A 25,707-nucleotide genomic window follows, 5' to 3' on the forward strand; every position below is an offset into this window, starting at 1 on the left:
AGATTTCGGGGCGCACCCGGGCGGCCTCAGACGACCGGGCACGGGGTGTACGGCTCGACCTCGTCGGCCAGGAAGCTCCGCCGGATCTCGCGCCCGGCGCCCTCGACGAGGACCCGGGCCATGGCCGGCAGCTCCGCCTTCGCGCGCAGGTAATCGTCCAGCGCGATGGGGTTGGCGCTCTCCGGCGTGTCGATGCGCGTCAGCCGGTCACGACCGATGAGCAGACCCGCCTGCCCGAGGGCGTTGTGCGACTGAGCCTTCATGGCCGCCTGGATGACGCCGCGCCACTGGATCATGCCGCCGGAGGTCTTGTTGGCGTCGACCTTGAACGCGGTCTCCCCGCAGCCGAGGCTGAGCACTTGGATCTGGCCGCGGTCGATATCGAAGCAGGCGAGCGCATCGACCACCGCGTTCATCGTCGGGTTGTTCGACCACAGGCCGCCGTCGACCATCACGTAGCCGTTGTTCGACAGGGCCTCGAAGTAGGTCGGGGCGGCCGCGGTGCTCAGGGCGACCCTGACCATGCGCTCGGAGCGGTCCTTCCTGTAGGCGGGGTGGTGGGGCGTCTTGAAAACGAACGGCTCGCCATGAAACCCCTCGAAGGCGGGGATGCAGAGCCGGGTCCGGGCCTCGCCGAAGGTGGTCTCCCCGAAGATCCGCAGCAGCTCGTCTTCGAGGGGCTTGCGCTCGTAGACGTAGCGGTAGCGCTGGCGCACGAACCGTGTGAGGCGCTCGATCCGCGACGGCGGCGGGAAGATGTTGCCGCCGCGCTCGACGTAGACGTCGCGGATCTCGCGCGCCGTCAGGCCGTGGGCGAGCGCGAGGGCGATGATGCCGCCGGTCGAGGTTCCGGCGATCATGTCGAAGTGCCGGGCAACCGAGCGCCCTTCGAGGAATCGGCCCTCAAGCTCGGCGAGCACCGCGGCCGGGAGGATGCCGCAGATGCCGCCCCCGTCGACGGAGAGGATCCGGAAGGGCCGGTCCTTGGGCCACGGCAGGGGTTGCCTGCGGTCCTGCTGGGTGCCGTCGGAGCGGCGCGGGGGAACGTAGCTCATCGTCCGGCTTCCTTGGCGGCAGGGGGTTCGGCATGCCGGCCGCCCCCGGACCACCGTCCGGTCGCGCGCCAGCCCTCGTAGCAACCGAGCCAGTCGAGGGCCCAGGGGATGGTCGTCTCGGCGATCAGGCGGAACGGGGTCCACTCGCCGGTCTCGTGGTCGAACAGGCAGAGGACCGGGTCGCCGGCCCGATCGACGTAGACGTGGGGCAGCGGGCCCTCGCCATCCCCCGGGCGGCGTCGGAGGGGCGGTGAGATCACCCGGACCTCGGGTTGCTGCCGCAGGGGGGCGATGCGCTCGACGACGAGGGGGACCCGGTATGAGACCCGCACCTCGTAGGCGAGCATGAAAGGCTTGAGCGTGCCGAGCCAGGTCGCCGTCCGCTCGGAGCGCTCGACAAGCCGGAACGATGGCCAGGAGGCCCGGATGGCCCGGTCCTGGTCGGCGATGGAGGGGAAGGCGCTCATCACCGGCGCCCCCCGCGGAAGGTGTGGGCGCTCGCCCGGGCCGGCGCCGCGGCGGCCGCGCCGCCGACGCCGACGCCGACCAGCGCCGGACGGCTGGGGACGTAGAGGCCGCCCCGCGGCGTGTAGGCGTGGAGCCCGGACTGGACCGCCCGGCCGGTCCTGTCGTTGAAGCGGCGGACCGAGGTCGAGACCACGTGGCTGCCGAAGCGCTCCCGCAGCCACTCCTGGATGTCCTCCAGGCTCGAACCGTGCTGCTTGATCCACGCGAGGCCGTCGGCGAGGTCCGTGAGCTTGGCGGCGTACTCGTCCTGCTGGGCGAGGTTCTCCGGCCAGCGGTCGGTGAAGCAGTCCTCCGCGTGGACGGGGTTGACCACCCTGATGCGCTCGCGGCGGGCGCTGGCCGCGCGCAGGGCGCTCGCCACCGTGCGGGCGAGGCGGATCACCATGTCGGTGAGCGGCAGGCCCGGCTGCGAGGCCTGTCCCGCGAAGCAGGAGAGCATCACCGAGGGCGGAATGCGCCCCGTGGCCCCGGCGTAGGCCACGTTGCGGTGGCGCTTGAGCAGCTGCAGGGCGACGGTCGCCACTGCCTTCACGATGATGGGCACCTGGTCGAGGATCTCGTCGACCTCAGCGTCCGCCCGCACCTCCATGCCGTAGGCCTCGTGCAGCCGCTTGTTGAAGGCGGCCGCGAACCGGCGCTCCAGCGGCGTGCGCGCCCGGTACCATTCGGCGAAGCCGTAGGCGTTCATCGGCACGTGGAAGCGCTCCGACGCGGGCTTGTCCGGGTGGGCGTGGAAGATGTGGCTGACCCGCTCCGCGCCGTGTCCCAGGCGCACCGCCGGGGTCACGTCGACGTGCATCCGGTCGGCGTAGCGCACGGTCACGCACCGGGTCTGGCGCTCGACCTTCTGGCCGGTCGGGTACCCCTCCAGCGAGCGGTACAGCAGGTCGAGCACCGCGTCCGGATCGGCATGCGGATCGAGGTCAAGCGCCGCGACGATGTCGAGGTCGTACTCGTCGTCGGTGCCGCGCGTCGACGTCGTCGCGTCGATGGCCATGCTGCCCTGCGGGTAGAAGCGCAGGATGCGCCCGTTCAACGGGGTGCCGGGGCGTTCCGCGAACTCGCGGATGGCCTCGTAGCGCCCGGCCGCCTTCGCGTGCAGGCCCGGCGGCAGCTGCACCGAGATGGCGATGTCGGCCATGATCGCATCGAGCGCGCCAGCGAAGGGGTCGATGTCGGGGGGGTGGCGGAAGTGATTCATGAATTCGCTCCTTGGCTGGGCACACGTCGAGGTTGAAAACCCCTGCGTCCGTGGCATCCTGCCGAGGTATGCCGGCCAAGCTCGCGTCTCAGAATTTGGTCGGCGCGGATTCTGAAAATCGCGGGCGGGGGGCATAGGGGATGTCGGTCGGACGTTTGGCCGGGCGGTCGGCTTCGGAGGCGAGCCGGGGGCGAACGGGTGGGCGATGACCTCAGCCCGGAGGAATTCGGGGCGGCCTACCGCGACCTGTCGCGCGACGACCGCAAGAAACTGGTCGTCATCGCGAAACGGTTGTGCGGGGGCACCGCGCTCAACCCGGGTGACCTCCTGAACGAGGCGATCTGCCGGACCCTGCTCGGCACGAGGCAGTGCGGCCGGGAGCTGAACATCGTCGCCTACCTCGTGGGCGTGATGCGCAGCCTCGTCTCGCACGAGCGGGAGAGGCAGAAGCGGTCGGTCACGACCGACGACGCGGAGGAGGTCGACGCCCACATGCGCGCCCGGCTTGGCGAGAAGCCGAGGGCTGGGAGCGCGGAGGACGCCATCATCGACGCCCAGGAGAGGGCGAGGATCATCGGGGAGGTGTTCGAGATGTTCCGGGACCAGCCGGAGGAACTCGCGGTGCTCGAAGCCCTCAGGGACGAGCTCGCTGGCAAGGCGCTTCGGGAGCGCACCGGGCTGGCACAGGGCGATCTCGACTACGCGAAGAAGCGCATCAGGAAGGCGCTCTCCCTCCGCTACCCGAAAGGATGGAGATCATGAACCGAGAGACGACCAAGGACGAGAGGTTCCTGGACGCCCTGGATGACCTCTACATCGAGGGAATCCTGGCGGCCTCCCCCGAGGAGCTCAAGGCGGAGCTGCTCGCCATCGGGGAGGACCCGGACACACTCGTCGACATCGCGGATGCCGCCTTCGAGCGCGCTCATGCCGCCTGCGCCGCCGACGCGTGCCCCGCCCCGACCGATGCCGCACCGGCCGCGTCGACGGCCGAAGGCGGCATCGACCCCTTCGCCGTGCGGGCCGACGGCGGCTTGCGCGGCGTGGCGCGCAGGTTCGGCTGCAACCTGAATTTCCTCGGGCGGCTCAAGGATCGCCTCGTCCGCGTCGAGGATCTGAGTGCCGGGTTCCTGGCACGTCTGGCCGAGGCGCTCGGGACCGGTGCGGGCGAGCTCGCCCGCTTCCTCGCCGGGCCCGCGCGGGTGCCCGCGGCCGCGCGGTTCAAGTCGGACGGCAAGCCCGAGGCCGTCGGTAAGCAATCGCTGGCCGAGGCCATCGAGAGCTCCGGGCTGAGCGACGAGCAGAAGCGGCACCTGGCATCGCTCTAGGAAGGATACCGCCGCCGTGGACGCATTCGAGAGTGTCAGGTCGAGGGCGGCGGAGGTCCACGCGGCGGCGGTCGAGGGCGGCGCCGATCCGCTCCGACCGCTGGATCTCGTAGTTGCGGCCATCGACGCCCACGAGATCGATCTCAGCTGGTTGCGCCCCGGCGATGCCTACCTTCGCGGCGGGCGCGGCCTCTACGACCCGAGCCTCCCGGCCATCGCCTGCGAGGATCGCGGGGACCCGATGGCCAAGGCGTTGCTCGCGGGGCACGAGCTCGGACACGCCGTCCTGCACGATCCCGATGAGGTCATCGTCGACGGCGACATCGACCCGAGCCGCGCGGTGGAGGCCGCCGCCACGGGCGTGGAGAAGGTCGAGGGTTACGGCCGGCGCGAGCGTCGGGAGTTGCAGGCCGACCTGTTCGCCCGCGAGCTGGTCCTGCCGCGGGCCTCGGCGCGCCGCCTCTTCCTGGAGGATGGGCACCGTGCCGAGGACATCGTCCGCCTTACCGGACTGCCCCAAGCCCTCGTCTTCCAGCAGTTGGCCGATTGCCTGCTGCTGCCGGAGCACCGGCCGCGTGCCGAGCCCGGTGCCGGGGCCGGGCGTCCGCTCGACGACAGCCAGCGGGCCGCCGCCTTCCACGAGGGTACTCCGTTCCTGCTGCAGGCGGGTCCCGGTACGGGGAAGACGCGCACGCTGGTCAGCCGCATCGAACGGCTCCTCGACCGGGGCGCGACCGCATCCGAGATCCTCGTCCTCACCTTCTCGAACAAGGCGGCGGGCGAACTCGTCGAGCGATTGACCGCTCGCCTGCCCGAGGCGGCCGCCGCGGCCTGGATCGGCACGTTCCACGGCTTCGGCCTCGACGTCCTGCGGCAGTTCCACGACCGCGAAGGGCTGCCCGACGACCCGCGGCTCGTGGACAAGGCCGACGCCGTCGGCATGCTCGAAGATCTCGTTCCCCGGCTGCCGCTCCATCATTTCCGGAACCTGCACGACCCCACGCTCGAACTGAGCGACATCCTCGCCGCGGTGTCGCGGGCGAAGGACGAACTCACGCTTCCGGACGCGTACATGGCCCTCGCCGAGCGGATGGCGGAACGGGCCGGCGACGACGGGGAGGCTCGGCTGCGCGCCGAGAAGGCCATCGAGGTCGCGGCGGTCTACCGCGTCTACGACGCCGAGATGCGGCGGCTCGGCCGGCTCGACTTCGGCGACCTCGTCATGCGGCCGACGCTCCTGCTGGAGCGGGACCGCGACGCCCTGGACATCCTGCGCGCCAAGCACCGCCACATCCTCGTCGACGAGTACCAGGACGTGAACCGGGCGAGCGTCAGGCTGCTCAAGGCGTTGGCGGGCGGAGGCGAGCGGCTCTGGGTCGTCGGCGACTCCCGCCAATCGATCTATCGGTTCCGCGGCGCCTCCTCGGCCAACATGACGGCCTTCGAGGCCGATTTCCCCGGGCGCCGGATCGGGCGCCTGACGGTGAACTACCGCTCGTCGGCGGAGGTCGTCGCGGCGTTCTCGGCCTTCGCGACCGACATGGCGGCCTCGCGCGGCGTCCTCCCGCTCGACCTCACCGCCCACGCGGGTGCCTCGCACGCGCACCCCGAGACGCGCACGGTCGAACGCCCGGAGGACGAGGCCGCCGCGGTCGCCGCCCGCATCCTCGAACTGCGGCAGGTCCACGGCGTGGACTTTCGGGACCAGGCCGTCCTCTGCCGAGGCAACGCCCGCTTGGCCGCGGTTGCGGCGGCGCTCGAACGGCGCGACGTTCCGGTGCTGTTTCTCGGCACCCTGTTCGAGCGGGACGAGATCCGCGACTTGCTCGCCGTCCTGGCGCTGCTGGTCGATCCCAAGGCCGGCACGCTGGCCCGGGTCGCGCGCATGCCGCGGTACGCGATGCCGCTCGAAGACGTCGGTCGTCTCCAGCGCGTCCTCGCGCGGCGCGAGGAGCCGATGGCATGGGCGACGGAATCGGCGGCCCCGCTCGGCGCCCCGGCGGCGGCGGCGCTGGCGAACCTCCGGGCCGACCTTCAGGGCCTGGGCGCGGCCAGCCACCCCTGGGAGGCGCTCTGCCGCCTGCTGTTCGATCGCCGGCACCTCCTGCCCGATCCCCGCCCGCCGCTTCGGACCCGGGACCGGATGCGGATGGTGGCCCTCTGGCAGTTCCTCGCGTTCTGCCGCGACCTGCCGCCGGGCCAGGGGCTCCCGATCCAGCGCCTGCTGGACCGCACGCGGCGGTTGGTCCTCCTGTCCGAGGAGCGGGATCTCCGCCAGATGCCCGCGGCCGCGGCCGCGATGGACGGGGTCAGCCTGATGACCGTCCACGCCAGCAAGGGCCTGGAGTTCGAGGCCGTGCACATCCCCGGCATGGTCGGCCAGGGATTTCCGAGCGGCGGCCGGACCCCGCGCTGCCCGCCCCCGGACGGGCTCGTCGCCGGCGCCGAGGGCTTGTCGGGAGTGGACGCAGTCCGGCGCGGGCATGCTGAGGAGGAGGAATGCCTCTTCTTCGTCGCGGCTTCCCGGGCGCGCCGCCACCTCACCCTCCTCGCGGCGCGCCGCAAGGCGAACGGAAGCGGGCGCCCGCTCTCGCCCTTCCTCGACAAGGTCGCCGAGGTCGTGCGGGACGTGCCCGAACCGCCGCTGCACCTGCGCGAGGCGCCCGAGCCCGACCGTCACCGGATCGGCGTCGCGTGGGAGGGGCCGCCCTCCTTCACCGCCGAGCAGATCTCACTCTACGACCGGTGTCCCCGCCGCTTCTTCTACACGCACGTGCTGGGCGCGGCCGGCGGTCGCCGCTCGACCCCCTTCGTCAGGATGCACGACGTGGTGCACGAGGTACTGCGCTGGCTCAGGGAGGACGCGCGGAATTGGGGCCTCTCGCTTGAGGCGGTGCGGGCGCGCTTCGACGCGGTCTGGTCAGAGAAGGGACCGACCGAAGGATATGCCGAGGAGCTCCGACGGATGGGGTTCGAACTGGTGGAGGCGCTCATGCGAACCCGGGAAGGACATGTCCCCGGGCTGCGCGAGCCCGTCGCCATCGATCTCGGCGGCCTCGGCCTCGTCGTGTTGCCCGACGAGGTGCGCGGCGATGGGGCGGCCACGGTCTACCGAAGGGTGCGGACCGGCCGGAGGAGGAAGGAAGAGGAGGACGACCTCGTCTACGCCGCCTATCTCATGGCGGCCGGCCTGCGCCACGGCCCGGGTGCGCGGGTCGAGGCCATCCACCTGAGCGGGGACGGCGTGATGGACATCCCGTTGACCCCGAGGAAGCGAACGAACCGCGAGCGCAAGCTGCGACTGATCGCGGAGGGCATCCTCGCGGGCGACTTCCCCCCGGAACCCGACGAGAGGGCCTGCCCGCGGTGCCCGCACTACGTGACCTGCGGGCCCGTACCGGCGGGCATCCTCGCGGCTCGCCGTCCCGATGGGGCGTAGCCGACGGCTGGACCAAGTCGTGATTAGGCTGCGGACGATACCGCAGCCGCCTGCGTCGGGCCCGTCTTAGATGCCTGACATGGAAATCGTGAGCCATGCCGCTCGTTTGACCGGTAAAGTGCCGACCGCACGCCACAAAGTACCCGATCAGCCGTCACCTAAGCCGCGACTTGGTGGCACCATTCGCCCGACCTGGGGCAAGCCGGATCGGCTTGACCGCGTGAGGAGCCGCTTCCGATTTTTCTCAAACCTTCGGAGGGTCCGCTTACCGACGGCGTGATCGTCCCTGACTGACCGCGAGGGCCTGAAGCGGAGTGCCCGCTTCGAAGAAGGCCCGCTGCAATAGCGGACGGGCTCCTACCGACCCAACGCAGTCGTACACGAGCGGTCGAACGACTCTCGAAAGCGGAAGTGTTTTCCGCCACTGCCCCAGCAGTGATGAGCCTATTGCGGCCGCTCAACTGAACGCGACGGCTCCCCGGGGAGCAGCCGTGCTCGCTGGCTGCCGCTGCAGGCACTCTTCACGGTTCGATGAGTTCGACCTGATCCGCAGGCAGCGAACGCCACCAAGCGCCAGACGCACGGAATGCCTCATAGGCTAACCGTAGGACATACTCCGGCTGACAGTGCGCCGGGTCGATCTCGCGGCGGGCCTCGTTGCGGGCGAGGAGCATTTCCCAGGATAGGTCGAACACCTTCCACTCGACCGGGAGGCCATACCGGTCGATGACCTCAAGCTCGGCTTCGAACACCTCTCGGTTCAGGTGGGTGTCGGCCATCACAACGCTGAACCCCGCCGCCAGGGCTTCATCCAGGGCAGCGACCTTCACACCGTGGAGCAGTCGGCGCGCCCTCTCGTCCCAGTCCGTCCCGCGCACCTGCCAGTAGACCTGACGGTCCGGCGGCCAGAATGTCTGGCGCAGGTCGTCCAGGGTGAGGTGCACCCAGCCCTGCAGCGGGTCGTACCGGCGCGCGTAGGTCGTCTTGCCCGCGCCGGGGCACCCGATCAGCCCGACGACCCTCTGACGGCGCGGGGGTGCCTCAACGTCCATCGAGCATGGGCTTAAGCATGGTTGGCGGCGTCCTCGTCGAGCTCGGGGTCGGCCTCGACGGTCTCGCCTCGCAGGTAGCGCGCCTGGACCTCGGCGACACGGCGGGCAGCCTGCGCGTGGCGATTCGACACGAGGCTGTCCTGGCCGAGATCCCCGCCGCGCTTAACCGCGAGCAGATCCGGGTCGCCCCAACGGTCGAGGAGTACTTGAAAGGCGTCGTGCCGAGCGACGTCGAAGGCGACGCGCTGACCCATCATGTCCTTGTAGGGGTGCGTCGGATGAATGCCGGCGCAAGGGACCCAGCCCGCCGGAATCGGGATGGTCGCCGCGTGCGTGCGGCCGCCGCGCAGGAGCTTGGGCAGGACGTGCGTGTGGGGCCCCTCCGGGCTGGTACCGCCAGGCCCCGGGATCGGGGCGTAGACCTCGATGCGGCCGATCCGGGCGAGGAATACCCGGTGGGGGCTCAGCGCGACGAGTTGGCGGCCGATGGGGTTTGCAGGGTCGAACAGGGGAAGCCCGACGCCGGACCGGAGACAGGCGATGGCCTCCGGGTCGCTCGTGCGGACGCAGGCATCGACCGCCAGGAGGCCGAGGCCCAGGTCAAACAGGATGGCGTCGCAGTCCCGTTCGCAGGCGGCGTCCCGGTCGGGGCCGAGCTCCGTCACCACGCCGCGCCGGTTCATCGCGCAACTCGCCTCGGGCAGGCACAGAGCGACGGCATGGTTCCAGCCAGTCGCGACTGCGGTCTCATAGGCCACCGGGCGCAGGTCGGGACCGGGAGCGAGCGCGATGGCGCCCCGCTCCGTCGCCAAGCCCATGCGCCCGGCCGGCAGCGGCGATGTAGCCTCATCGGGATCGCGCATGAATTCGGCGATGGCGCCGAAGCTGCCGAGGCTCCAGGCGGTACCGGGATCGGCCAACGCCTCGCGCAGCAGGGTCGTGACCGCGTCAGCCTGTGATGGTGACGTCATCGCGTTCCTCCGTCGTGGTAGCCTCGGACCGCGTCCAGGGCAGGATGTATCGTGTTCCGTCGCAAGCCCAGCCCCGCTCGGCCGTGACACCGAACGCCCTGGCAAGCAGGACGTCGGTCAGGGCCTCCTCCGGGCTGCCGTCCGCGACGAGGCGGCCACCGGCCAGCACGACGATGCGGTCGCAGAACCGGGCCGCGAGCGTCAGGTCGTGCAGCACGGCCACGACACCGGTGCCGTCTCGGGAGATGCCCCGAAGAAGTACCATCGCATGGAGCTGGTGCGCTGGGTCGAGGGCCGTGACTGGTTCGTCGACGAGAAGCCACGGCGCCTCGACGGCAAGCGCCCGGGCGAGCAGCGCGCGCATGCGCTCGCCCGAGGAAAGGGTCGGCTCGGCTCGGTCAGCGAGATGGGCAATGTCCGTCCGCGCCATCGCCCGCGCCACCGCAATCTCGTCGGCCTCGGCCTGGGATGCGAACGCACGATGGTGCGGCAGCCGGCCGAGCGTCACGATCTCGCGAACCGTCATCGGCCAGCCGACGCCGGCCCCTTGGAACAGGGCGGCGATGCGGCGGGCACGCTCCTCGCGGGCCAAGCCGGACAACGGACGGCCGTCGAGGGTGACCTGACCGTGCGTCGGGACAAGGAGCCCCGCCAAGGCACGAAGAAGTGTGGTCTTGCCGGCTCCGTTCGGGCCAACCAGCCCGACGAAGCGGCCGGGCTCCAGGGTGAGACCGATGTCCGAAAGGATGGTCCGTCCATCCAGCGTGACCTTGATGTCGTGCAGGCTGACGCTCATGCCCGCCTCCCTCGGTTGCGCAGAAGCAGCACGATCAGGAACGGCGCCCCGACCAGAGCGGTCACCACGCCGAGCTTGAGTTCGGGCCGGGTGGCGAGCAGGCGCACGCCGATATCCGCCGCGAGGACCAGGACCGCCCCCGCGAGGCCGCTCGGCAGCAGGCACGCGCTGGGACGGGCACCGACGAAGGGTCGCATCAGGTGCGGCACGACGAGGCCGACGAAGCCGATGGCACCGGAGACCGCAACACCGCTCCCGACGGCCAGGGCCGCACCGGTGACGAGACGCAGGCGCACGGAAACGAGGCCGACCCCGAGGCTCGCGGCGGTGTCCTCGCCAAGCGTCAGGGCGTCGAGGGCGGAGCCGGTCGACAGCATGAGGGCCCAGCCGACAACCACCAGCGGCAGGCACAGGAGCACGTGGTCCAGGCTGCGGTCGCTGAGCGAGCCCATCAGCCAGAACACGATCTCCAGGGCCGCATAGGGGTTCGGCGAGAGGTTCAGTGCCAGCGCGGTCAGTGCCCCGGCCAAGCTCGACAACCCGACTCCTGCGAGGATCAGCCCGAGGGTACTGCTGCCGCGGGCGGCGAGCGCGTTCAGAAGGAGCGCGGCAATACCGGCACCGGCGATGCCGCCGAGCGGCAGCGCAAGGCTCATGGTAGCGGCGAAACCGCCGTAGAAGACGACGACCGCACCGAGAGCCGCGGCCGAGGAGATGCCGAGGATGCCCGGGTCCGCGAGCGGATTGCGCAGGTAGCCCTGCATCGCGGCGCCGGTCAGGCCGAGGCTGAAGCCGACCAGCACTCCGAGCAGGGCGCGCGGGATGCGAAGCTCCCACAGGACCAGGGCCGGAAGCGTCGTGCGACTGGCGACGAGGTCTGCGAAGGCGGCGGGCACGTCGAAGGGCGCGTAGCCGATGGTGATGGAGGCGAGCGTCAGCGAGAGGGTGGTGAGCCCGAGGACGGCGATGAGGGTTCGCCGGGCGCGCGGCGTACCGTGGCGACGGGAGGCCGTTGGACGGAGCGAGGTGACCGGCGCGTTCATGGCTGAGGCGCCTGCGTATTCGCTGCCTCGGCGAGGCGCGCCACCACCTCCGCGACCTGAGGACCGGGACAGGTCCAGAAGCGGTTCGGGATGTCGACCGTCCGGTGCGCCCGCGCGAGAGCCCGAAAAACCGGATGGTGCAGGAGGGTGTCGGCGAGCGATGGCGAGCCCGGTGCGCCCTCATCGACGACAATCAGGTCCGGGTTCGCCAGCGCCGCGGCCTCAAGGGGCACCTGCCCGAAGCGGTCACGCCCGATCTCGGCCGAGACGTTGACGAGGCCGGCGGCGCGGATCAGCGCGTCTCCGAGCCCGCCGGGTGCCACCGTGAAGGCGTTCGGGCGCATCACCAGGGCGCGGAGAGGCCGCTTGGCCGGCACGATGGCGGCAAGTCGCGCATCGAGCGCCGCCACCATCGCCTCGCCCCGTTCGGGATGGCCGAGCGCCGCCGCGACCTGCCGGACCTGTGCGCGGATGCCGTCGAGGTCGGTCGGCACGCCGAGTTCGAGCACGGGGGCGCCGACGCGTTTAAGCATGCCCACGGTCGTGCGAGTCGTGAAGGCACCGGCGATCACGAGGTCGGGCTTCAGGGCCACGACCTCCTCGGTAAGACCACGCGTGACCGGCAGCCCGACAGCCTGGCTCGCGACCGTCGACCCGCGCGGGTCACGTGCGAGGTAGGTGACGGCCAGCACCTGGTCGCGGTCCGCCAGCCGCAGGACGAGCTCGTCAGCGCAAAGGTTCATCGAGACCACACGCACGGGTGCCGCCGCCGCACCACTGGCTACGGCGGACATGACTGCCACGAGGGCGAGCGTGAGGCGCGACCTCATCCGCGACCTCAGAACGATGTCACGCGGACGCCGCCGTAGACGGCGAGCCCCGGACCCTGGAAACCGGTCGGGTTCTGGTAGCGCTGGTCGAACAGGTTATCGATCCGCCCGAACACTGTCAGGGTCTCGCTCCAGGCGTAGTTGACCGACAGGTTCACCAGCGTGAAGCCGGGGGCCTTCAGGCGGGGCACGGAGAAGTCCCTGTTTCCGTCCACGAACGACCCCAGCACGATGAGCGTGCCGGTCATGGTCAGGCCCGGCATCAGGTTCCAAATCGCGGTCGCGCTGACCTTGTTGCGGGGCCGACGCAGCAGCTCCTGGTGGGCGATCTCGTCCTTCGTCACCGTGGTGGTCCAGTCCAGCCGCCCGCTCCAGAACTCGTTGAAACGCAGGGCGATGAAGCTCTCGGTGCCGTAGGCGGTCGCACGGCCGACGTTCACGTTGGTCGAGAAAGTCGGGTAGTAGGCCGTCTGGATCAGGTTCTTGAAGTCGGTCTGATAGTAGGTCGCACCCACGGTCACGAACCCGTCGAACAGCGGCTGCTCGAAGCCGCCGTCGAATCCGAAGCTCTCCTCGGGCCGCAGGTTCGGGTTCCCGAAGAAGCGGAAGCCCGGATAGTCCTGATAGAGCTGGCTTAGGGTCGGCGGCTTGAAACCGGTGCCGACGCTGCCCTTCAGGCGGGTCCCAGTGCCGGGCACGATGTAGCTCGGCGCCACCCGGAAGGTGGTCGCGCCGCCGAACTGGTCGTTCGCGTCGTGCCGGATGTTGGCGACCAGCGCGGCGCCCGCGAAGGGCGTCGTCTGAAGCTCGGCGAAACCGGCGGTGTTGCCGTTGGACCGGTCGATGCCGGTCGTCTCGAAGCGCTCATCCTCGCGCTGGGCACCGAACAGCACGAGGTTGCCGGGTGAGAATTGCCAGTCGCCGCGGTAATCGAACCGGGTTCGTTCACCGAGGTAGGTGGTGGGCGTCGGCGGCGCTAGCGGGTCGAGCGGGCCGGCGAACAGGCGGTCGAACTTGGAGTAGTTCGCGCCGAAGACATTGTGGAAGCCCGGCACCGGCGTCCACTCGGCCTCGCCCCTCATAATCAGTTGCTGCTGGTCGTTGAGGTTACGGTACGGCAGCGGCGCGTACGGGAAGCCGCCGTCGGCCTGATCTAGATACGCGCTATCGGAGAAGCGCAGGACGTAGTTGAGACGGAACTCGTCGGTGAGTTGCGCCCCGAGCTTGGTCGAGACCGTCTTGATGTCGGTGAAGGCGGTCCGCAGCGGCACGCCGCGGGGCAGTAGCTCAAACGGGGTGATCTGGACGGCGGATTGACGGATGTGGCCGACCGACACCGAGTAGTCGAAGATCCCCTCCGAGCCCGAGATGTTGCCGAATTGGTTGAAGGTGCCGAACGAGCCGCCCTCAACGGTCGCCGTTGCCCGTGCCGGCCCTTCGCCACGCTTGGTCACAACGGAGATGACGCCGCCGATGGCGTCGGCTCCGTAGAGGCCACTCTGCGGCCCGCGCAACACCTCGATCCGCGAAAGGTCGTAGGTCTGCAACTGGCTGAAGTCGAAGGCGCGGTTCGGGGTCGAGGGGTCGTTGACGTCGATGCCGTCGATCTGGACCTTCACGTGGTTCGAGTTGGTGCCGCGGATGAAGACCGAAGTCTGACCGCCTGCGCCGCCGGTCTGCACGACGTTGAGGCCGGGCACCTGCTGGAGGGCATCCGGCACCGTCCGGCGCTGCTGCTCCTGCAGCAGGCGGTCGGTGAGCACGGTGACACTCGATCCTGTGTTGGCAATCGGCGTCGGCACGCCGGTAGCCGACACGGAGATCTCGGACAGGGAGACCGCGGCCTGCGCGCCTCCCTGGGCATCGGCGAACGGCGCAGCGACCTGCTGCGCGAGGGCGGGGGCGGAGACGAGCAGCGCGGATACGGCGCAGGACAGGGCTAGGCTGCGCCGAAGCGCGGACGGGACGGAACAGGACACGGGACGGCCTCGGGGGACGGCTGTGGCACGTCACCGCGAACGAGGCCTCGGCGGCCGCGTCCTCAAGGGAACCACGGCGCCGCGACACCTCCCAGGACACCCCGCCCGGCAAGCTCCGCGTGTGACCACGGCTGACGGCAGGTCTCCTGGCTCGCGGGTCGTCGCCCTCTCATCGTCTTCCCGGGCGAGGCCGCCCAGTGACGTCGTGATGAAGGACTCGCCGCTTACAGTTGCGGGGGCAGCCGCGGCATCAGCCGAGCCCTCACGGGCGTGGCCTCACCGCGTTCCCTTTTGATCCCCGAGGGGAACCGTCCCGCTCAAGCTAGGCTGTGGCTCATCGATCCGTCAATCCTCGGAGCAACGTTGTCCCGGCGTCTGCTGTCGGAGGGGCTGTGCAGGGGCGAGCGCCGGGCTGATCGTCATAAGATGTGGTTTCTGTCTTTCCGCTTCCTCACGACAGATGCATTGAAGCGGACATAGCGGGGGGACCGACCACGACGCGTTGCAGACGAATGACCTCTTTCCCGGTAGGACATCCCGCATGACGGAACACACGAGCCTCCCCGTGCGGCGTGCCGATCATGTCGGCTTCGCGGTCGCCTGCCTCGACGAAGCCCTTCGGTTCTGGATCGACGGGCTCGGCGCGCGACTTGTGCGGACGGGGGAGATGGGGGGCGAGTTTCTCGGTCAGGTGACCGGGGCGCATGGGGCGAAGGTGCGCATGGCGCTCGTTTCGCTCGCGGATCAAACGATCGAACTTCTGGAGTATCAGGGTCCGGAGCGACCGAGCGCGCCGGCCAAGCCGTTCGATCCTGGCTTCGCGCATCTGGCCCTTATCGTCGATGACCTCGACGCGCTGCTGGTGCGGATCGCTGCCTACGGTTGGAAGGCGCAAGGCATTCCGCAGCCGATTGCGAGCGGTGCGCGGGTTGGAACGCGGGTGATCTACGCCGTTGGCCCTGACGGCGCGACAATCGAGTTCATGCAGCCGCCGGCTTCTGTCCAAGATCTCTGATGCCGGCGGGCGGGGAACCGCTTGCCATCCCGATCCGAAGTCGACGGAGGCCCGGCGAACGACCGCCTCGGTTCGGAACCAGTCCGTCGCATAGCCAAGCCGATGGGTTCGACTTCAGAGGTACTTGAGCCAAGCGATGTCGCGTCGCGATGCCTTGAGGCGGGAGAACCAGGCCGTCGGGAAGTAGAGGGGCGGAATCAGCGCCGCGTACCACACCAGAACCCACGCGTAATTGCCGACACCGAACACGGTGCCTTGGGTCACGCCCCAGATCGCGAACGCGCCGTGGTAGAGCAGCCGCAGAACCGTCAGGTGAAACACGTAGAAGAAGAGCGGCGCGCCGCCGAACACCGCCAGCGCTGTGACCACCGGGCGGTCGCCCATGCGTTCCAGCGCGACGAGCAATAGCGCCCCGATCCCGAGCGTTAGCAGCAGGAACAGCAGCGAGGGCGGATACTTCGTCAGCGCGAAGAAGCTCATCGCGGTCCGCAGGGCGTCCTCGTCGACGACGAACCACGGTTTGTCCCCGTAGCCGTTCGCCAGGCGTAGCACCGCGAAGGCGACCAGCATCGTGATGCCGATGGCCGCAAATCGGCGCTTGCGCGTCCGTGGGGCGACGCCGGGCAAGAACCACGGGCCGATGGCATAGCCGAGAGCGATGACGCCGATCCAGGGAAGCACCGGGTAGGTCGTCTTGGCCACTAGACCGAATGGGAGCGCGATGACGTCGCGCTGGTGCAGCATTGCCCAGGCGACGAAGAAGGGATCATCGGGCCGGAGTTGGATCGGGTCGAGGAGATTGTGCCCGCAAACGATCAGCGTCCCGACCGCGAAGAGAACCGAGCGCGGCAGGCCGATCATCGCCGCCAGGACGATCATGCACACGCCGATGCACCAGATCACCTGAAGCCAAAGCGTCGGGCTGGCGACGCCCCAGTACAGCTCAGAGAGGTAGAAGACCTCCAGAGCCATCAGCACGAGGCCGCGCTTCACGAGATAGGCACGCGTCTCCGCCAGCGTGTGCCGGGTGCTGAACAGGTACGCGGCCACGCCCGTCAGCGCGATGAAGATCGGCGCGCACAGGCTGACCGCGAGGCGCGCGAGATACAGGCCCGGCAGGGCGGTTCTGGCATCCATCGGGTCGGCGACCGAAACGTGCAGGAACCAGGTTTCCCGCAGGTGGTCGAGGAGCATCAGCACCATCACCAGCCCGCGCAATGCGTCGATGGAGGCGATACGGCCGGTCGTGCCCGATGCCTCTGTCGCCGCCTCCAGCGTGCCCGGACGCACGCCCATCAGAACCGCGCCGTCATGCTGACGGTCACCCGCCGGGGCTCGCCGACGCCGACCCAGAAGGCGTTGTAGGAGCGCTCGTAGTAGGTCTCGTCGAAGATGTTATCGACGTTGAGCCCGAACCGCAGGTTCTCGTAGCGGTAGTAGGCCAGGGCGTCGGTCAACACGTAGCCCGGGAGCCGGAACCCCTCGTTGCCGCTGTCCCCAAGGCGCGAGCCGACAGCCCGGACGCCGCCACCGAACCCGAAGCCCTTCCAGTCGCCGGCCTGGACTTCGTAGACGCCGAGCAGGCTGCCCGAGTGGCGCGGAATGTTGAGGAGCGGCGAGCCAACCCTGAGAACCTCGTCGCGGGTCACCGCCGCGTCGATGAACGCATAGCCGCCGATAACCCGGAACTCGGGTGTAACCTGTCCGACGAAGCTCAGGTCGAAGCCCTGGCTACGCACGGCGCCGGCGGCAATCTGGAAGAAGAAGTCCCTCGGGTCGGTCGTGAGGACGTTCTCCTTCTCGATGTGGAACGCCGCGCCGGTCACGCTCAGGCCGGTGAAGAGATCGAGCTTGACGCCGGCCTCGTAGCCGAAGCCGGTCTCGGGGGCGAAGGGACGGGTCGCGATGTCGAAGCCGGTGTTGGGCCGGAACGAGGCCGCCACGTTGCCGTAGAACGAGAGGAAGGTGAGCGGCTGGTAGACGAGACCTGCACGCGGTGAGAAGCCGGTCCGGTCCTGCTCCGCGCGCTCGTTGCCGACCTTGTCGCGGAAGGTCTGGTTATAGAAGTCGGTCCGGTTGCCGAGGAGCAGCTTCCATTCCGGGCTGAGCGCGATCTGGTCCTGGACGTAGACGGCGGTGTTGCCGACGTTCTCGCTCGCGCTGTAGCGCCGGGTGAAGGGCGCCTTGGGCTGGCCGTAGACCGGGTTGAACAGGTCGAGGGCGAAGGGGTCGAGCCGCGGCGTCGAGCGCAGCAGGTTCTCGGTGCTGTTGTAGCGCTCGTACTCCAGGCCGAGCAGCACGGTGTGGGCGAACGGCCCGGTGTCGAAATGCCCAACGAGCTCGGCCTGCCCGATGGCCACGCCCCATGTGAAGTCGTGCCGGCGGAACTCGCGCAGCAGGGTGCGGCCGTCGTCGAGAAGGCCGGTCGCGCCGGTCTGCAGGCCGGTCAGGCTGCCGGTGTTGAAGTGGCCGGCGACCCTGAGCTGCCAGTCGGCATTGAAGGCGTGATCGAGGCGGATCTGCAGGATCCCGGCTTCTGACACCGAGTTGTCGCCCGGCTCACCGAAGAAGCGCGAGCGCGGTACGAGGCCCAGGCGGTTGTTCACTGCGACCGTCCCGCGGTCGAAGGTCTGGCGGTTGCGGAGGTATTGCGCCTCGACGGTCAACTTGGTGTCCGGGCTGATCAGCCAGCTCACCACGGGCGCAGCTAGGACGCGGTCGCCGTCGACGAAATCGCGGAAGCTGTCCTGCCTCGCGAGCGCGCCGTTGAAGCGGTAGAGGACGGTGCCCTCCTCGTTCAGTGGCCCGCCGGCGTCGACGGTGGTGCGCGCTGTTCCGAAGCTCCCGAACAGCGTGCCCATCTCGACGAAGGGCAAGGCCACGGGCTGCTTGGTCAGGATGTTGATGGTGCCGCCGGGGTCGCTGCGCCCATAGAGTGCCCCGCTCGGTCCTTTGAGCACCTCGATGGACTGAACGTTCTGGGTGTCCGGCGCGCCGTTGTAACCGCGGGCAATGTTGAAGCCGTTGAAGAAGATGTCCTGGGTGGCGAAGCCGCGCACAGAGTAGAGCGCGAGGTTCTGGGCGCCGAAATCGTTCTGCTTGCCGACTCCCGGCACGTAATCCAAGGCGCGCTCGACGCGCGTGGCGGCGGTGTCCCGCAGGACCTCCTGGGGCACGACGTCGACCTGCTGGGGCAGAGAGAGCCGCGGCGTCACGGTCTTGGTCCCGCTGTAGAGATCCTTGACCTGGTAGGTGGGGGCCGAGGTGTAGCTGCCCTCGACCGAGAGCGGGTCGAGAACGACCGAAGCCGGGGCTGCGTCGGCTCGTGGGCCTTGGGCAGTCGCTGGGGGCACACCAAGGGAGACGAGCGCCAAAGATGTGACGGATGCGCGAAGCCGCCATTGCGAAGCGGGATGGGACACGGGCCTAGGACCTCGGGACGGCAGTGGCACGTCACCGCGAACGAGGCCTGGGCGACCACCTCACGAGGCGGCGCTTCGACACCCGCCAGGACACCCCGCCCGACGCGTTTCGCGTGTGACCACGGCTGACGGCAGGTCTCCTGGCTCACGGGTCGTCGCCCTCGCACCGTCTTCCCGGGGCGACCCAGTGACATGGTGGTGAAGGGCTCGCCGCTTACAGTTGCGGGGACAGCCGTGGCTTCAGGCTTACACCCTCACCGCGTTCCCTTTTGATCCCCGAGGGGAACCGTCACGGCCCAGCTACAGCCTCACGGACTCGTGAGTCAACGCGAACGTCCCGATAGCTCTGCCTTGATGCCGCTGTCGGATCTCGGCCATTTCCTGCCAGAGGTCGAACGACCGCTTTTTGAGTTTGATACTTTGAAGCAGACTGGCCGAAAACCACCCATGCCAGTCGTACGGATAGCTCACGTAGTATCTCGAATTTAGCGCGCCCCTACACCATCCCGGAATGCATGGAGACTATGACCTGCACCAATTGGCGGAAGCGTAGAGGTATTGGATCGCGGACTTGATCCTTGGAGAGGCCCTCTCAACCGTCGCCGGAAACGAGCTTCTGCGCGCGGTCTTCCCGAAGATGCGGACAAGCACCGCCCCAAAGGCATCGAGGTGACGCTGACGGCATCCTCCCGCGTTAGGTCGATCCAAGGCGTGAACACGTCATCCGCCCATTCGGTGACGTCGCGGCCCAAGCCTGAAGTCCCGGGCGCCTTCTGCCGGCTTCAGGCCCGCGGGCCATCCGCTCGTCGCCTAGTGAGGTGCCGGCACCCGGGCGTGAGCCGTCGCCAGCCAGCTGCGCAGCGCGTCCGGATTGATCCACCCTGCCTCCATGGCCGCGGCAGCCAGCATGACGAACACCACTACCCAAACCACTGCCGTCGTTCGGCCTTCGGTGCGCCGATAGGCAGCCATGGCCCCGGCGAGCGGGCCGTCGGCCAGCGCTTCATAATCGGTGTCGTCGAGAAAGCCATAGAGCTTGGTGCGCCACGCTGCCCTAGACGCCTCGACAACGCCGAGGAACCGGCGGTTCGTCGAGACCGACACGGCGTAGGAGATGCCGACATACGCCGCTACGACGGCGTACAGACCGGCGAAGCCGGCCCCTCCGGCCCCTCCGCCTTTCGCGGCGTCGATGGCGAGCCGGACCACGAGCGCGCCGATCGCCACGGCCACGTCTCGCCAAACGGCCGCGGATAGGTCGCGGGACTGCTGAAGGAGCTTCTGTACCTCGTCGGACAGCGTCTTGCGCAGATCGGACAAGGCCTTCAACGTGTCCTTGCTGCCGGCGCGTAGGTGCGCCTTGTACAGAAGCCGGGCTGAGTCCAGGGCCGGCCCGACCCGCTTCGGCAGCCCCGCCCGGAAGCTCTCCCCCGCGGTCCACTCCCGCGACAGCTCGGCAGACAGGAAGGTATGCCGCACCTCGACGTCGGTACCCTCCAGGTAAACCCAGGCCGCGGCGGCCTGCTGCGCATCGAACCCATCCGCGCCGAGACCGCCGTCCCCCAGCATGAGCTTGCGCGGCGGCTGGCCGGCGAGCATCGCCATGGGCGTGGCGCCGTCGCGGTAGAGCTCGTTCGGCAGCGACAGGGCGATCATCGTTCCGGCTGCCTCCCGCCACGCCGGTTCGGCGGGACCCTCGACCCTTGCGGCTCCGGCCACGTAGGGCTCGATCCGGGGAGGCGCCATCTGGTCGGGGGATTGGCTGCGGACGACCCGCCTAGGTCCGGCCTCCGGGCGGGGTTCCGGCACCGGGGCGACCGCCGGGGCTTCGACCCAAGGCTCGACGACGTGCCCACGAGTGCGGAAGCCGTCGGCGGCCCTGATGAACGCTAGGCGCACTGCCGAAACGCGGCAGGCGCGGTCGGCATCGAGCAACAGGGACCGCCAACCCTCGGGCGTGAAAAGGTGCTCGGCTCCGTCGCGGTGCGCATAGGTCAGCGTCACGCGCACCCTGTCGCCGTCGGGTGCATCCCGCGGCGCCACGTGGTCGTCCGAGCCGTCGAGGCAGTCGAGGGTCAGCCACGGCGCGCCGGCATCGGCGACGGCCTGCCAAGCCGTCAGTGCCTCCCGCGACAGCATCCCGGCGACCGTCATCCGGCCGGCGTCCTCGTTGACGACGAAGCCCGGTGCAGACCGGCTCGCCTCAACGGCCGCGTGAACGGTTCTCGGTGTCGACATCGTCCCTCAGGACCCCCGCCGTCAGGATCTCGATCCTCTCCCGCCCGTCGGGCATCGTCGTCCGGGTCGGCCTGTGCGCCTCGTCGTACAGCACGACCACGCCCTCCTGGGTCTCCATCACGCGCTTACGAGGCTTCTGCACGCGCTCCGGATCAATCTCGAACGATTCCTCCGCGACGCCACGGTCCCGCAGTTGGCGCTCTAGGGTCCCTCGGATCGACGCACCTTCCGGCAGCACGCCGAAGAGCGCCGTCAGCAGCGGCTCGCGATCTTCCGGGTCGTAGCGCTGGCCGCCCTGCCGCAGAACGTCGTAGAGCCGGTTGACGCCGCCGGCCTGCACATCCGCGGGCAGATCGGGCTTATGGGTCTTGTAGGCGACCTTGACGGCTTCGACGAGCTTGCCGGACAGGTCGCCCGGCTCGTTCACGCGGCGCGCGTTCAGGAAGCCCTCGAAATATTCCGAGATGTGCGTCCTCTTGCTGCGGTCGCGGACCATCACATGGCCGCCCGACCCCGGCGCCAAGCGAACCAGGGCGATCTTCTGCATGGCTTCCGGTTTCTTCACGAACGCCTCCTGGAGCCGTTCGAGGCGAGGCTGTGCGGCCCCTAGCGAGTAGCGGACCACCTCGTCGTGGTCGTACTTGACCAGCGCGTAGACCGGGTCGTCCGTGCCGACCCCGAGCTCGAACACGAGGAACGCCCCGTTGCTCGTCCCGGAGCGGTGCCGGGTATGGAAGTCCCGGGCCAATGCCTGCGTCCCGACCGTGAAGTCGCCGCCTCCCGCGATGCCGCGGAGCGCCGCCTCGACGCCGGAACCGACGCGAAACGCGAACAGGTTGCCGGTCAGGGCCGAGCGCACCCGCGCGAGGAAAAAGGCTGGCTCCTGGAGCGGGGTGATCTCCGGCAGGAGGGTCGGCTCGTCGAGGTCCTTGCCGACCACATGGAAGATCATCCGCCGGATCGACAATGCGTCCTTCTCCGCATCGGTCAGAAAAGCCATCTCGCTCCCTGGGGTCGCATCGTTCCTCTCACGACCGGTATAGCGAGGGCAGCCGGATCCCGCCCGCGCTCATTCAACCTCAGGATGGTTTTCAACCGGGACAATCGGCCCGACGTCCGTTTCGTTCTGCTTATGTTCTCACTATTGCCAACGCGATGCAACCTCGCGGCGCGATGGCAGACGGCACTGCGAGAGAACTTGGCGCGATGCCGCGATGACCCACGTCAAGGTTCGTTCGATAGGTTGGGAGGCGAAGCCTAAGCTCTGGTCGCCATTTGGTAGGAAAAGCAGCGACCGTACGCCACCATCGACCCTATCGAGCGCCACCTTCACCACGACCGGGCGCCACCATTGGCTCGACACGGTTTCACCTTGCCCGGCTCCCGGTTCGCCGGGCAAGGCGTCATGTCGCGAGGAGGCCGAGCCGTCGCACTCATATGGCACAACCGCCATCCCCCGACGATGCCATGAATTTGCTGCCCGGGTTATGGACCTGTCGGGGATGGCCGACGGAGAAGAGGTGGTTGTGATGCTGTCGACAGGCTTACGTCAGCTGATCCAGCTCGCCGAGCGGATGAGAGGGAGGGAGAACTCGACGTCCCGTCGGCGTGGAAGCAAGGTCGGTGGCGTGCCGGAGGATAGGAGCGTGTGGCTGTCGGGCGCAGTTGCTCGGTGCTGAAGCGGTTTTCTATCGTCCTTCAATATATTGCACCTATATGGTTCGATCTGCCGCCCGCAGAGATTCGATTTGGCGCCAACAGAGGTTCTATCTTCGGATTCGGCGGCTTGCTCATCGATGCGCGCCTTGATGCGAGCGGCTGAGCATCCTCATGGACCGATCTTCGAGCCGTATGGGCCCAGTCAACCCGGAGTCGGGTGTTTGATGGCGCAGAGGCGTAAAAGTCGGCTCTTTGTTGGCGAGAAGTCGGGCTTGGATTGCCTGGCGCTGACGCTAAAGGGTTGATATCGTTGAGGGGGTAGTCGCGCCTAATCTGACGCCCTAGAATTTTCTCAATGACTTAGGGGGCTAAGCCCTGCGGTTGAGAGATTGCCGCGGAAGCGCTGCGGAAGCATCGTGCGTTCTTCCGAGCCGGTGCTGTCCCAAATCGCGTTACCGCAAATGTGATCGCTAGGCGGCTGAACGGCCCTTAGCCTTCCTCGTCGGCCGAGACCGCTCTTTCGAGGCGGCGAGTATCCGAGCGACACCCTCCGCGGCTGCTCGATCCGAAAGCGTAGGCTGCCGCGACGCCTCGATCGCGCAAGCCGCACGCTCCTCTGGGCTCGGATCCTCAACCGACCATCTCGGGTTCTCAGGGGCCGAGGATGGCGTCCACGGTCGCCAGCGCACGCAGCTGGGCGAGATGCGTATCGGCGGCGGCAGGAGGTCCCGTCGGACGTAATCGTCCACGGTGCTCTCGCTCATCATGAGTTCGGCGGCGAGCGCGCGGCGCGAGGTAGGCGGCGGTCGGCATACGGCCGTTCTAGGGTAGATGCTCCGGCGGCAAGCCGTTGTCGCGGCCCGTTGCCGCGTGTGAGGCCGGAATGTCACCCGGTGGCGCTCCGCGGCGGCAGCTCCCGCTTCCGCACGATCCGAGCCCGATCCCGCAGGGTGACCTCGTTCGTCGGCCATTCCAGGCAGGCGGCCTCGAATGCGGCGATCGCCGCGGTCAGCGGGTAGATCGTGGCGAGGTGCAACTCGAGCTTGCCGCCGATCCGGTCCCAGATCTCGATCGTGTAGGGGGTGCCCGGCGGCACCGGCGGGATTTGCTTGAGCGCTGGCGGCAGCGTGATCGCCGCGAGGCACAGGTGCTCGTACTTCCGCGCGGGCGGCGCCCCGGGCGCGCGCTGGTAGTGGCACGAGGCTGTCAGGTGCCGGAGCAGGTCGAGCGTCGAGGTGTCGGCCCCATAGCGTAGGGGTGGACGCCCCCTGACGGCATCGATGTGCCAGAGTGGAGGTGTTGCAACACCACTGCAGGAGGCGTCCATGGGTGAGGTTAGCACAGTCGGGATCGATCTGGCGAAATCAGTTTTCCAGGTTCACGGCGCGGATACGAGCGGTGTCGTCGTTTTCCGCAAGAAGCTGCGGCGTGATCAGGTGCTGACGTTCTTCTCGACACTTCCGCGTTGCGTGGTTGCTATGGAAGCATGCGCCAGCGCTCATTACTGGGCCCGTGAGATAGCTTTGGCAGGCCACGAAACGCGGCTCATCCCGCCAGCCTACGTGAAGCCGTTCGTGAAGCGGCAGAAGAACGACATGGCCGATGCTGAGGCGATCTGCGAGGCGGCGCAGCGGCCGACGATGCGGTTCGTTCAGGGAAAGAGCGCGCAGGCCCAGGCCTCCGCAGTGGTGTTCCGTACGCGCGACCTGCTCGTGCGTCAGCGGACCCAATTGATCAATGCACTGCGCGGGCACCTCACGGAGTTCGGGTACGTCGTTCGCCAAGGTGTCGGGCACGTAGGCCAGCTCGTGGCGATCGTCCGCGACCCCACATCTGACGTGCCGGCCGAGGCAAGGCCGGCCTTGGCCATCATTGCGGGCAGCCTGGAGGCGCTCCAGGCGCAGATCGCACTTCTCGACCGCGAGATCGCCCAACGCGCGAAGGACGATGCCGTGGCCAAGCGGCTGATGACGATACCGGGTGTCGGCCCGGTGATCGCGACCGCACTCGTGGCTCTGGCACCGGCCGCCAGTACCTTCCGCCGCGGGCGCGACTTTGCGGCTTGGCTCGGTCTCGTCCCGCGGCAACACTCCAGCGGCGGCAAGGAGCGGCTGGGGCGAACGACCAAGATGGGCGAGCGCAGCCTGCGACGGTTGCTGATCCTGGGCGCGAGTTCTGCGACCAAGGTCGCGGCGCGTGATCCCGATAAAGCTGGGGCATGGTTGGCCGGCATGCTGTCGCGCAAGCCGCGCATGCTGATCACCGTCGCCCTTGCGAACAAGATGGCGAGGATCGTCTGGGCCTTGATGGCCCATGGCGGCTCCTACAGAGCTCCGGCCACGGCGTGATCGCCACGGCCTGAGGCGTCAGGGAGGCAGGGAAGGTCAGTCGAGAGGTATGGCGCAACGGTCAGAAGACGGGGTCGGGAAAACCAGTGAATGGCCAAGCGCCTCGAGCGCGCCAAAGCGACTTGGACCCGATCCGCGCTCTCCATACAGGCCAGCAGCCGTGATGAAGGCTGCATCAACAGGCCGGACACACGGCAGCACCTGATCCTGCGCGCACAAATCTCTCCAACACCCCCTTGAATCCGATGGGGCGTCCACACACGGTCAATCAGGCTGGCGACGGTGTAGCGGCCCGAGCGCTTGCAGGCCGCGCAGTCGACGAAGACCCGACCGGGCCCCGCATCCCCCAGGCGCCCCATTCTGGTGGCCCTCCGCTCGCGAACGAATACGGAACAAGCCTGAGGCGGCGATGCGCTTCAACCGACGGCGGCCGCGGCGCGAGGAATCGTGGTGGAGCGGTGTGGACGACGTTCGGAAAGCAAAGACCGGTCAGGGGTTTCGGCTGACCCGTGCGGCGCCCGAGACCGGTGGGCTATTCTCGTGCAGCCAGCGATCGAGCGAAAGCCAGGAGGCGACGGCGAGCGGAAGATCGATTGCGGGGCTTGCTGACATACCGGCGGGTAACGGGGCGAGATAAGAGCAAGGCGCCCTATCGTACTATCAACAACGGGCACGCACAGGAAAGGCGCCTGCTGATGATCCCAGCGGGCGCCGGATGCATTGAGCAGTTAGTACCTGAGCACTAATTCGGATTCGCCCGCCTCTTAAGACGGTTTTTCTAAAAATCTAACCACGCCTCGATA

Annotated in this window: 19 protein-coding genes and 2 riboswitches; of the genes, 5 read left to right on the forward strand and 14 right to left on the reverse strand. The window is 68.6% G+C overall.

From position 1 onward, the window contains the following. Window positions 1-26: 26 nt before the first annotated feature. From ACX9MN_RS19150 to ACX9MN_RS19160, 3 genes are read right to left on the reverse strand one after another with little or no spacing between them, the layout of a single operon-like run. Window positions 27-1,055: a CBASS cGAMP-activated phospholipase gene (locus tag ACX9MN_RS19150; protein ID WP_489725097.1), complete on the reverse strand. Its 1,029-nt coding sequence runs from the start codon at window positions 1,053-1,055 to the stop codon at window positions 27-29. Then, on the reverse strand, window positions 1,052-1,522 hold the full coding sequence (locus ACX9MN_RS19155; protein WP_489725098.1) for a type II CBASS E2 protein: 471 nt from the start codon (window positions 1,520-1,522) through the stop codon (window positions 1,052-1,054). Before ACX9MN_RS19155 ends, ACX9MN_RS19150 begins: the two co-directional genes overlap by 4 nt. After that, window positions 1,522-2,784, reverse strand: coding sequence for a nucleotidyltransferase domain-containing protein (locus ACX9MN_RS19160; RefSeq protein WP_489725099.1), 1,263 nt, complete (start codon window positions 2,782-2,784; stop codon window positions 1,522-1,524). Before ACX9MN_RS19160 ends, ACX9MN_RS19155 begins: the two co-directional genes overlap by 1 nt. Window positions 2,785-2,982: 198 nt before the next feature. On the opposite strand from ACX9MN_RS19160, the gene ACX9MN_RS19165 reads away from it, so the two are divergent. From ACX9MN_RS19165 to ACX9MN_RS19175, 3 genes are read left to right on the forward strand one after another with little or no spacing between them, the layout of a single operon-like run. Then, a complete protein-coding gene (locus ACX9MN_RS19165; RefSeq protein ID WP_489725100.1) occupies window positions 2,983-3,546 on the forward strand; it encodes a hypothetical protein in 564 nt (187 codons plus the stop codon). Next, the gene (locus tag ACX9MN_RS19170; protein WP_489725101.1) at window positions 3,543-4,112 is read left to right on the forward strand and encodes a hypothetical protein; all 570 of its coding nucleotides are present in this window, start codon (window positions 3,543-3,545) and stop codon (window positions 4,110-4,112) included. The genes ACX9MN_RS19165 and ACX9MN_RS19170 overlap by 4 nt, the downstream gene beginning before the upstream one ends. Window positions 4,113-4,128: 16 nt before the next feature. Continuing rightward, window positions 4,129-7,551 carry a UvrD-helicase domain-containing protein gene (locus ACX9MN_RS19175; RefSeq protein ID WP_489725102.1) on the forward strand — a complete coding sequence of 1,141 codons (3,423 nt, stop codon included), beginning with the start codon at window positions 4,129-4,131 and terminating at the stop codon, window positions 7,549-7,551. Window positions 7,552-8,072: 521 nt separating this feature from the next. On the opposite strand, the gene ACX9MN_RS19180 is transcribed toward ACX9MN_RS19175, so the two are convergent. From ACX9MN_RS19180 to ACX9MN_RS19205, 6 genes are read right to left on the reverse strand one after another with little or no spacing between them, the layout of a single operon-like run. After that, on the reverse strand, window positions 8,073-8,603 hold the full coding sequence (locus ACX9MN_RS19180) for an AAA family ATPase (protein WP_489725103.1): 531 nt from the start codon (window positions 8,601-8,603) through the stop codon (window positions 8,073-8,075). An 11-nt stretch (window positions 8,604-8,614) separates the two neighbouring features. Then, window positions 8,615-9,574 (reverse strand): DUF6925 family protein, encoded by a 960-nt coding sequence (locus tag ACX9MN_RS19185; RefSeq protein WP_489725104.1) that lies wholly within the window; start codon window positions 9,572-9,574, stop codon window positions 8,615-8,617. After that, the gene (locus tag ACX9MN_RS19190) at window positions 9,552-10,370 is read right to left on the reverse strand and encodes an ABC transporter ATP-binding protein (protein WP_489725105.1); all 819 of its coding nucleotides are present in this window, start codon (window positions 10,368-10,370) and stop codon (window positions 9,552-9,554) included. Before ACX9MN_RS19190 ends, ACX9MN_RS19185 begins: the two co-directional genes overlap by 23 nt. Next, entirely contained in the window at window positions 10,367-11,413 is a 1,047-nt protein-coding gene (locus ACX9MN_RS19195) for a FecCD family ABC transporter permease (protein WP_489725106.1), read from the reverse strand. The genes ACX9MN_RS19190 and ACX9MN_RS19195 overlap by 4 nt, the downstream gene beginning before the upstream one ends. Next, entirely contained in the window at window positions 11,410-12,243 is an 834-nt protein-coding gene (locus tag ACX9MN_RS19200) for an ABC transporter substrate-binding protein (RefSeq protein WP_489725107.1), read from the reverse strand. The genes ACX9MN_RS19195 and ACX9MN_RS19200 overlap by 4 nt, the downstream gene beginning before the upstream one ends. A gap of 8 nt (window positions 12,244-12,251) precedes the next feature. Then, window positions 12,252-14,222: a TonB-dependent receptor plug domain-containing protein gene (locus tag ACX9MN_RS19205; protein ID WP_489725108.1), complete on the reverse strand. Its 1,971-nt coding sequence runs from the start codon at window positions 14,220-14,222 to the stop codon at window positions 12,252-12,254. A 119-nt stretch (window positions 14,223-14,341) separates the two neighbouring features. Next, window positions 14,342-14,550, reverse strand: a riboswitch (cobalamin riboswitch). Between the two features lie 213 nt (window positions 14,551-14,763). Here ACX9MN_RS19205 and ACX9MN_RS19210 point away from each other — a divergent pair. Next, on the forward strand, window positions 14,764-15,237 hold the full coding sequence (locus tag ACX9MN_RS19210) for a VOC family protein (protein WP_489725109.1): 474 nt from the start codon (window positions 14,764-14,766) through the stop codon (window positions 15,235-15,237). A 114-nt stretch (window positions 15,238-15,351) separates the two neighbouring features. Here ACX9MN_RS19210 and ACX9MN_RS19215 read toward each other — a convergent pair whose 3' ends face one another. From ACX9MN_RS19215 to ACX9MN_RS19235, 5 genes are all read right to left on the reverse strand, one after another. Next, window positions 15,352-16,533: an acetyltransferase domain-containing protein gene (locus ACX9MN_RS19215; protein WP_489725110.1), complete on the reverse strand. Its 1,182-nt coding sequence runs from the start codon at window positions 16,531-16,533 to the stop codon at window positions 15,352-15,354. After that, window positions 16,533-18,590, reverse strand: a complete 2,058-nt coding sequence (locus ACX9MN_RS19220) for a TonB-dependent siderophore receptor (protein ID WP_489725111.1) — start codon at window positions 18,588-18,590, stop codon at window positions 16,533-16,535. Before ACX9MN_RS19220 ends, ACX9MN_RS19215 begins: the two co-directional genes overlap by 1 nt. A gap of 182 nt (window positions 18,591-18,772) precedes the next feature. Next, window positions 18,773-18,965, reverse strand: a riboswitch (cobalamin riboswitch). Window positions 18,966-19,469: 504 nt separating this feature from the next. Further along, entirely contained in the window at window positions 19,470-20,897 is a 1,428-nt protein-coding gene (locus ACX9MN_RS19225) for a hypothetical protein (protein WP_489725112.1), read from the reverse strand. Beyond that, window positions 20,863-21,897: a nucleoid-associated protein gene (locus ACX9MN_RS19230; protein ID WP_489725113.1), complete on the reverse strand. Its 1,035-nt coding sequence runs from the start codon at window positions 21,895-21,897 to the stop codon at window positions 20,863-20,865. The genes ACX9MN_RS19225 and ACX9MN_RS19230 overlap by 35 nt, the downstream gene beginning before the upstream one ends. Window positions 21,898-23,442: 1,545 nt before the next feature. Beyond that, window positions 23,443-23,898 carry a hypothetical protein gene (locus ACX9MN_RS19235; protein WP_489725114.1) on the reverse strand — a complete coding sequence of 152 codons (456 nt, stop codon included), beginning with the start codon at window positions 23,896-23,898 and terminating at the stop codon, window positions 23,443-23,445. Here ACX9MN_RS19235 and ACX9MN_RS19240 point away from each other — a divergent pair. Then, complete coding sequence (locus ACX9MN_RS19240; protein ID WP_020096599.1) at window positions 23,882-24,904, forward strand: IS110 family RNA-guided transposase; 1,023 nt, start codon at window positions 23,882-23,884, stop codon at window positions 24,902-24,904. The genes ACX9MN_RS19235 and ACX9MN_RS19240 overlap by 17 nt on opposite strands. The last annotated feature ends 803 nt before the right edge of the window (window positions 24,905-25,707 follow it).

The organism is Methylobacterium sp. 1A, assembly GCF_058072805.1.

What these genes read in the sequence shown, in the direction of transcription:
- ACX9MN_RS19150 (WP_489725097.1), bottom strand. Translation starts at nt 1,055, where the DNA reads ATGAGCTACGTTCCCCCGCGCCGCTCCGACGGCACCCAGCAGGACCGC.
- ACX9MN_RS19155 (WP_489725098.1), bottom strand. Translation starts at nt 1,522, where the DNA reads ATGAGCGCCTTCCCCTCCATCGCCGACCAGGACCGGGCCATCCGGGCC.
- ACX9MN_RS19160 (WP_489725099.1), bottom strand. Translation starts at nt 2,784, where the DNA reads ATGAATCACTTCCGCCACCCCCCCGACATCGACCCCTTCGCTGGCGCG.
- ACX9MN_RS19170 (WP_489725101.1), top strand. Translation starts at nt 3,543, where the DNA reads ATGAACCGAGAGACGACCAAGGACGAGAGGTTCCTGGACGCCCTGGAT.
- ACX9MN_RS19180 (WP_489725103.1), bottom strand. Translation starts at nt 8,603, where the DNA reads ATGGACGTTGAGGCACCCCCGCGCCGTCAGAGGGTCGTCGGGCTGATC.
- ACX9MN_RS19185 (WP_489725104.1), bottom strand. Translation starts at nt 9,574, where the DNA reads ATGACGTCACCATCACAGGCTGACGCGGTCACGACCCTGCTGCGCGAG.
- ACX9MN_RS19190 (WP_489725105.1), bottom strand. Translation starts at nt 10,370, where the DNA reads ATGAGCGTCAGCCTGCACGACATCAAGGTCACGCTGGATGGACGGACC.
- ACX9MN_RS19195 (WP_489725106.1), bottom strand. Translation starts at nt 11,413, where the DNA reads ATGAACGCGCCGGTCACCTCGCTCCGTCCAACGGCCTCCCGTCGCCAC.
- ACX9MN_RS19200 (WP_489725107.1), bottom strand. Translation starts at nt 12,243, where the DNA reads ATGAGGTCGCGCCTCACGCTCGCCCTCGTGGCAGTCATGTCCGCCGTA.
- ACX9MN_RS19210 (WP_489725109.1), top strand. Translation starts at nt 14,764, where the DNA reads ATGACGGAACACACGAGCCTCCCCGTGCGGCGTGCCGATCATGTCGGC.
- ACX9MN_RS19215 (WP_489725110.1), bottom strand. Translation starts at nt 16,533, where the DNA reads ATGGGCGTGCGTCCGGGCACGCTGGAGGCGGCGACAGAGGCATCGGGC.
- ACX9MN_RS19225 (WP_489725112.1), bottom strand. Translation starts at nt 20,897, where the DNA reads ATGTCGACACCGAGAACCGTTCACGCGGCCGTTGAGGCGAGCCGGTCT.
- ACX9MN_RS19230 (WP_489725113.1), bottom strand. Translation starts at nt 21,897, where the DNA reads ATGGCTTTTCTGACCGATGCGGAGAAGGACGCATTGTCGATCCGGCGG.
- ACX9MN_RS19240 (WP_020096599.1), top strand. Translation starts at nt 23,882, where the DNA reads ATGGGTGAGGTTAGCACAGTCGGGATCGATCTGGCGAAATCAGTTTTC.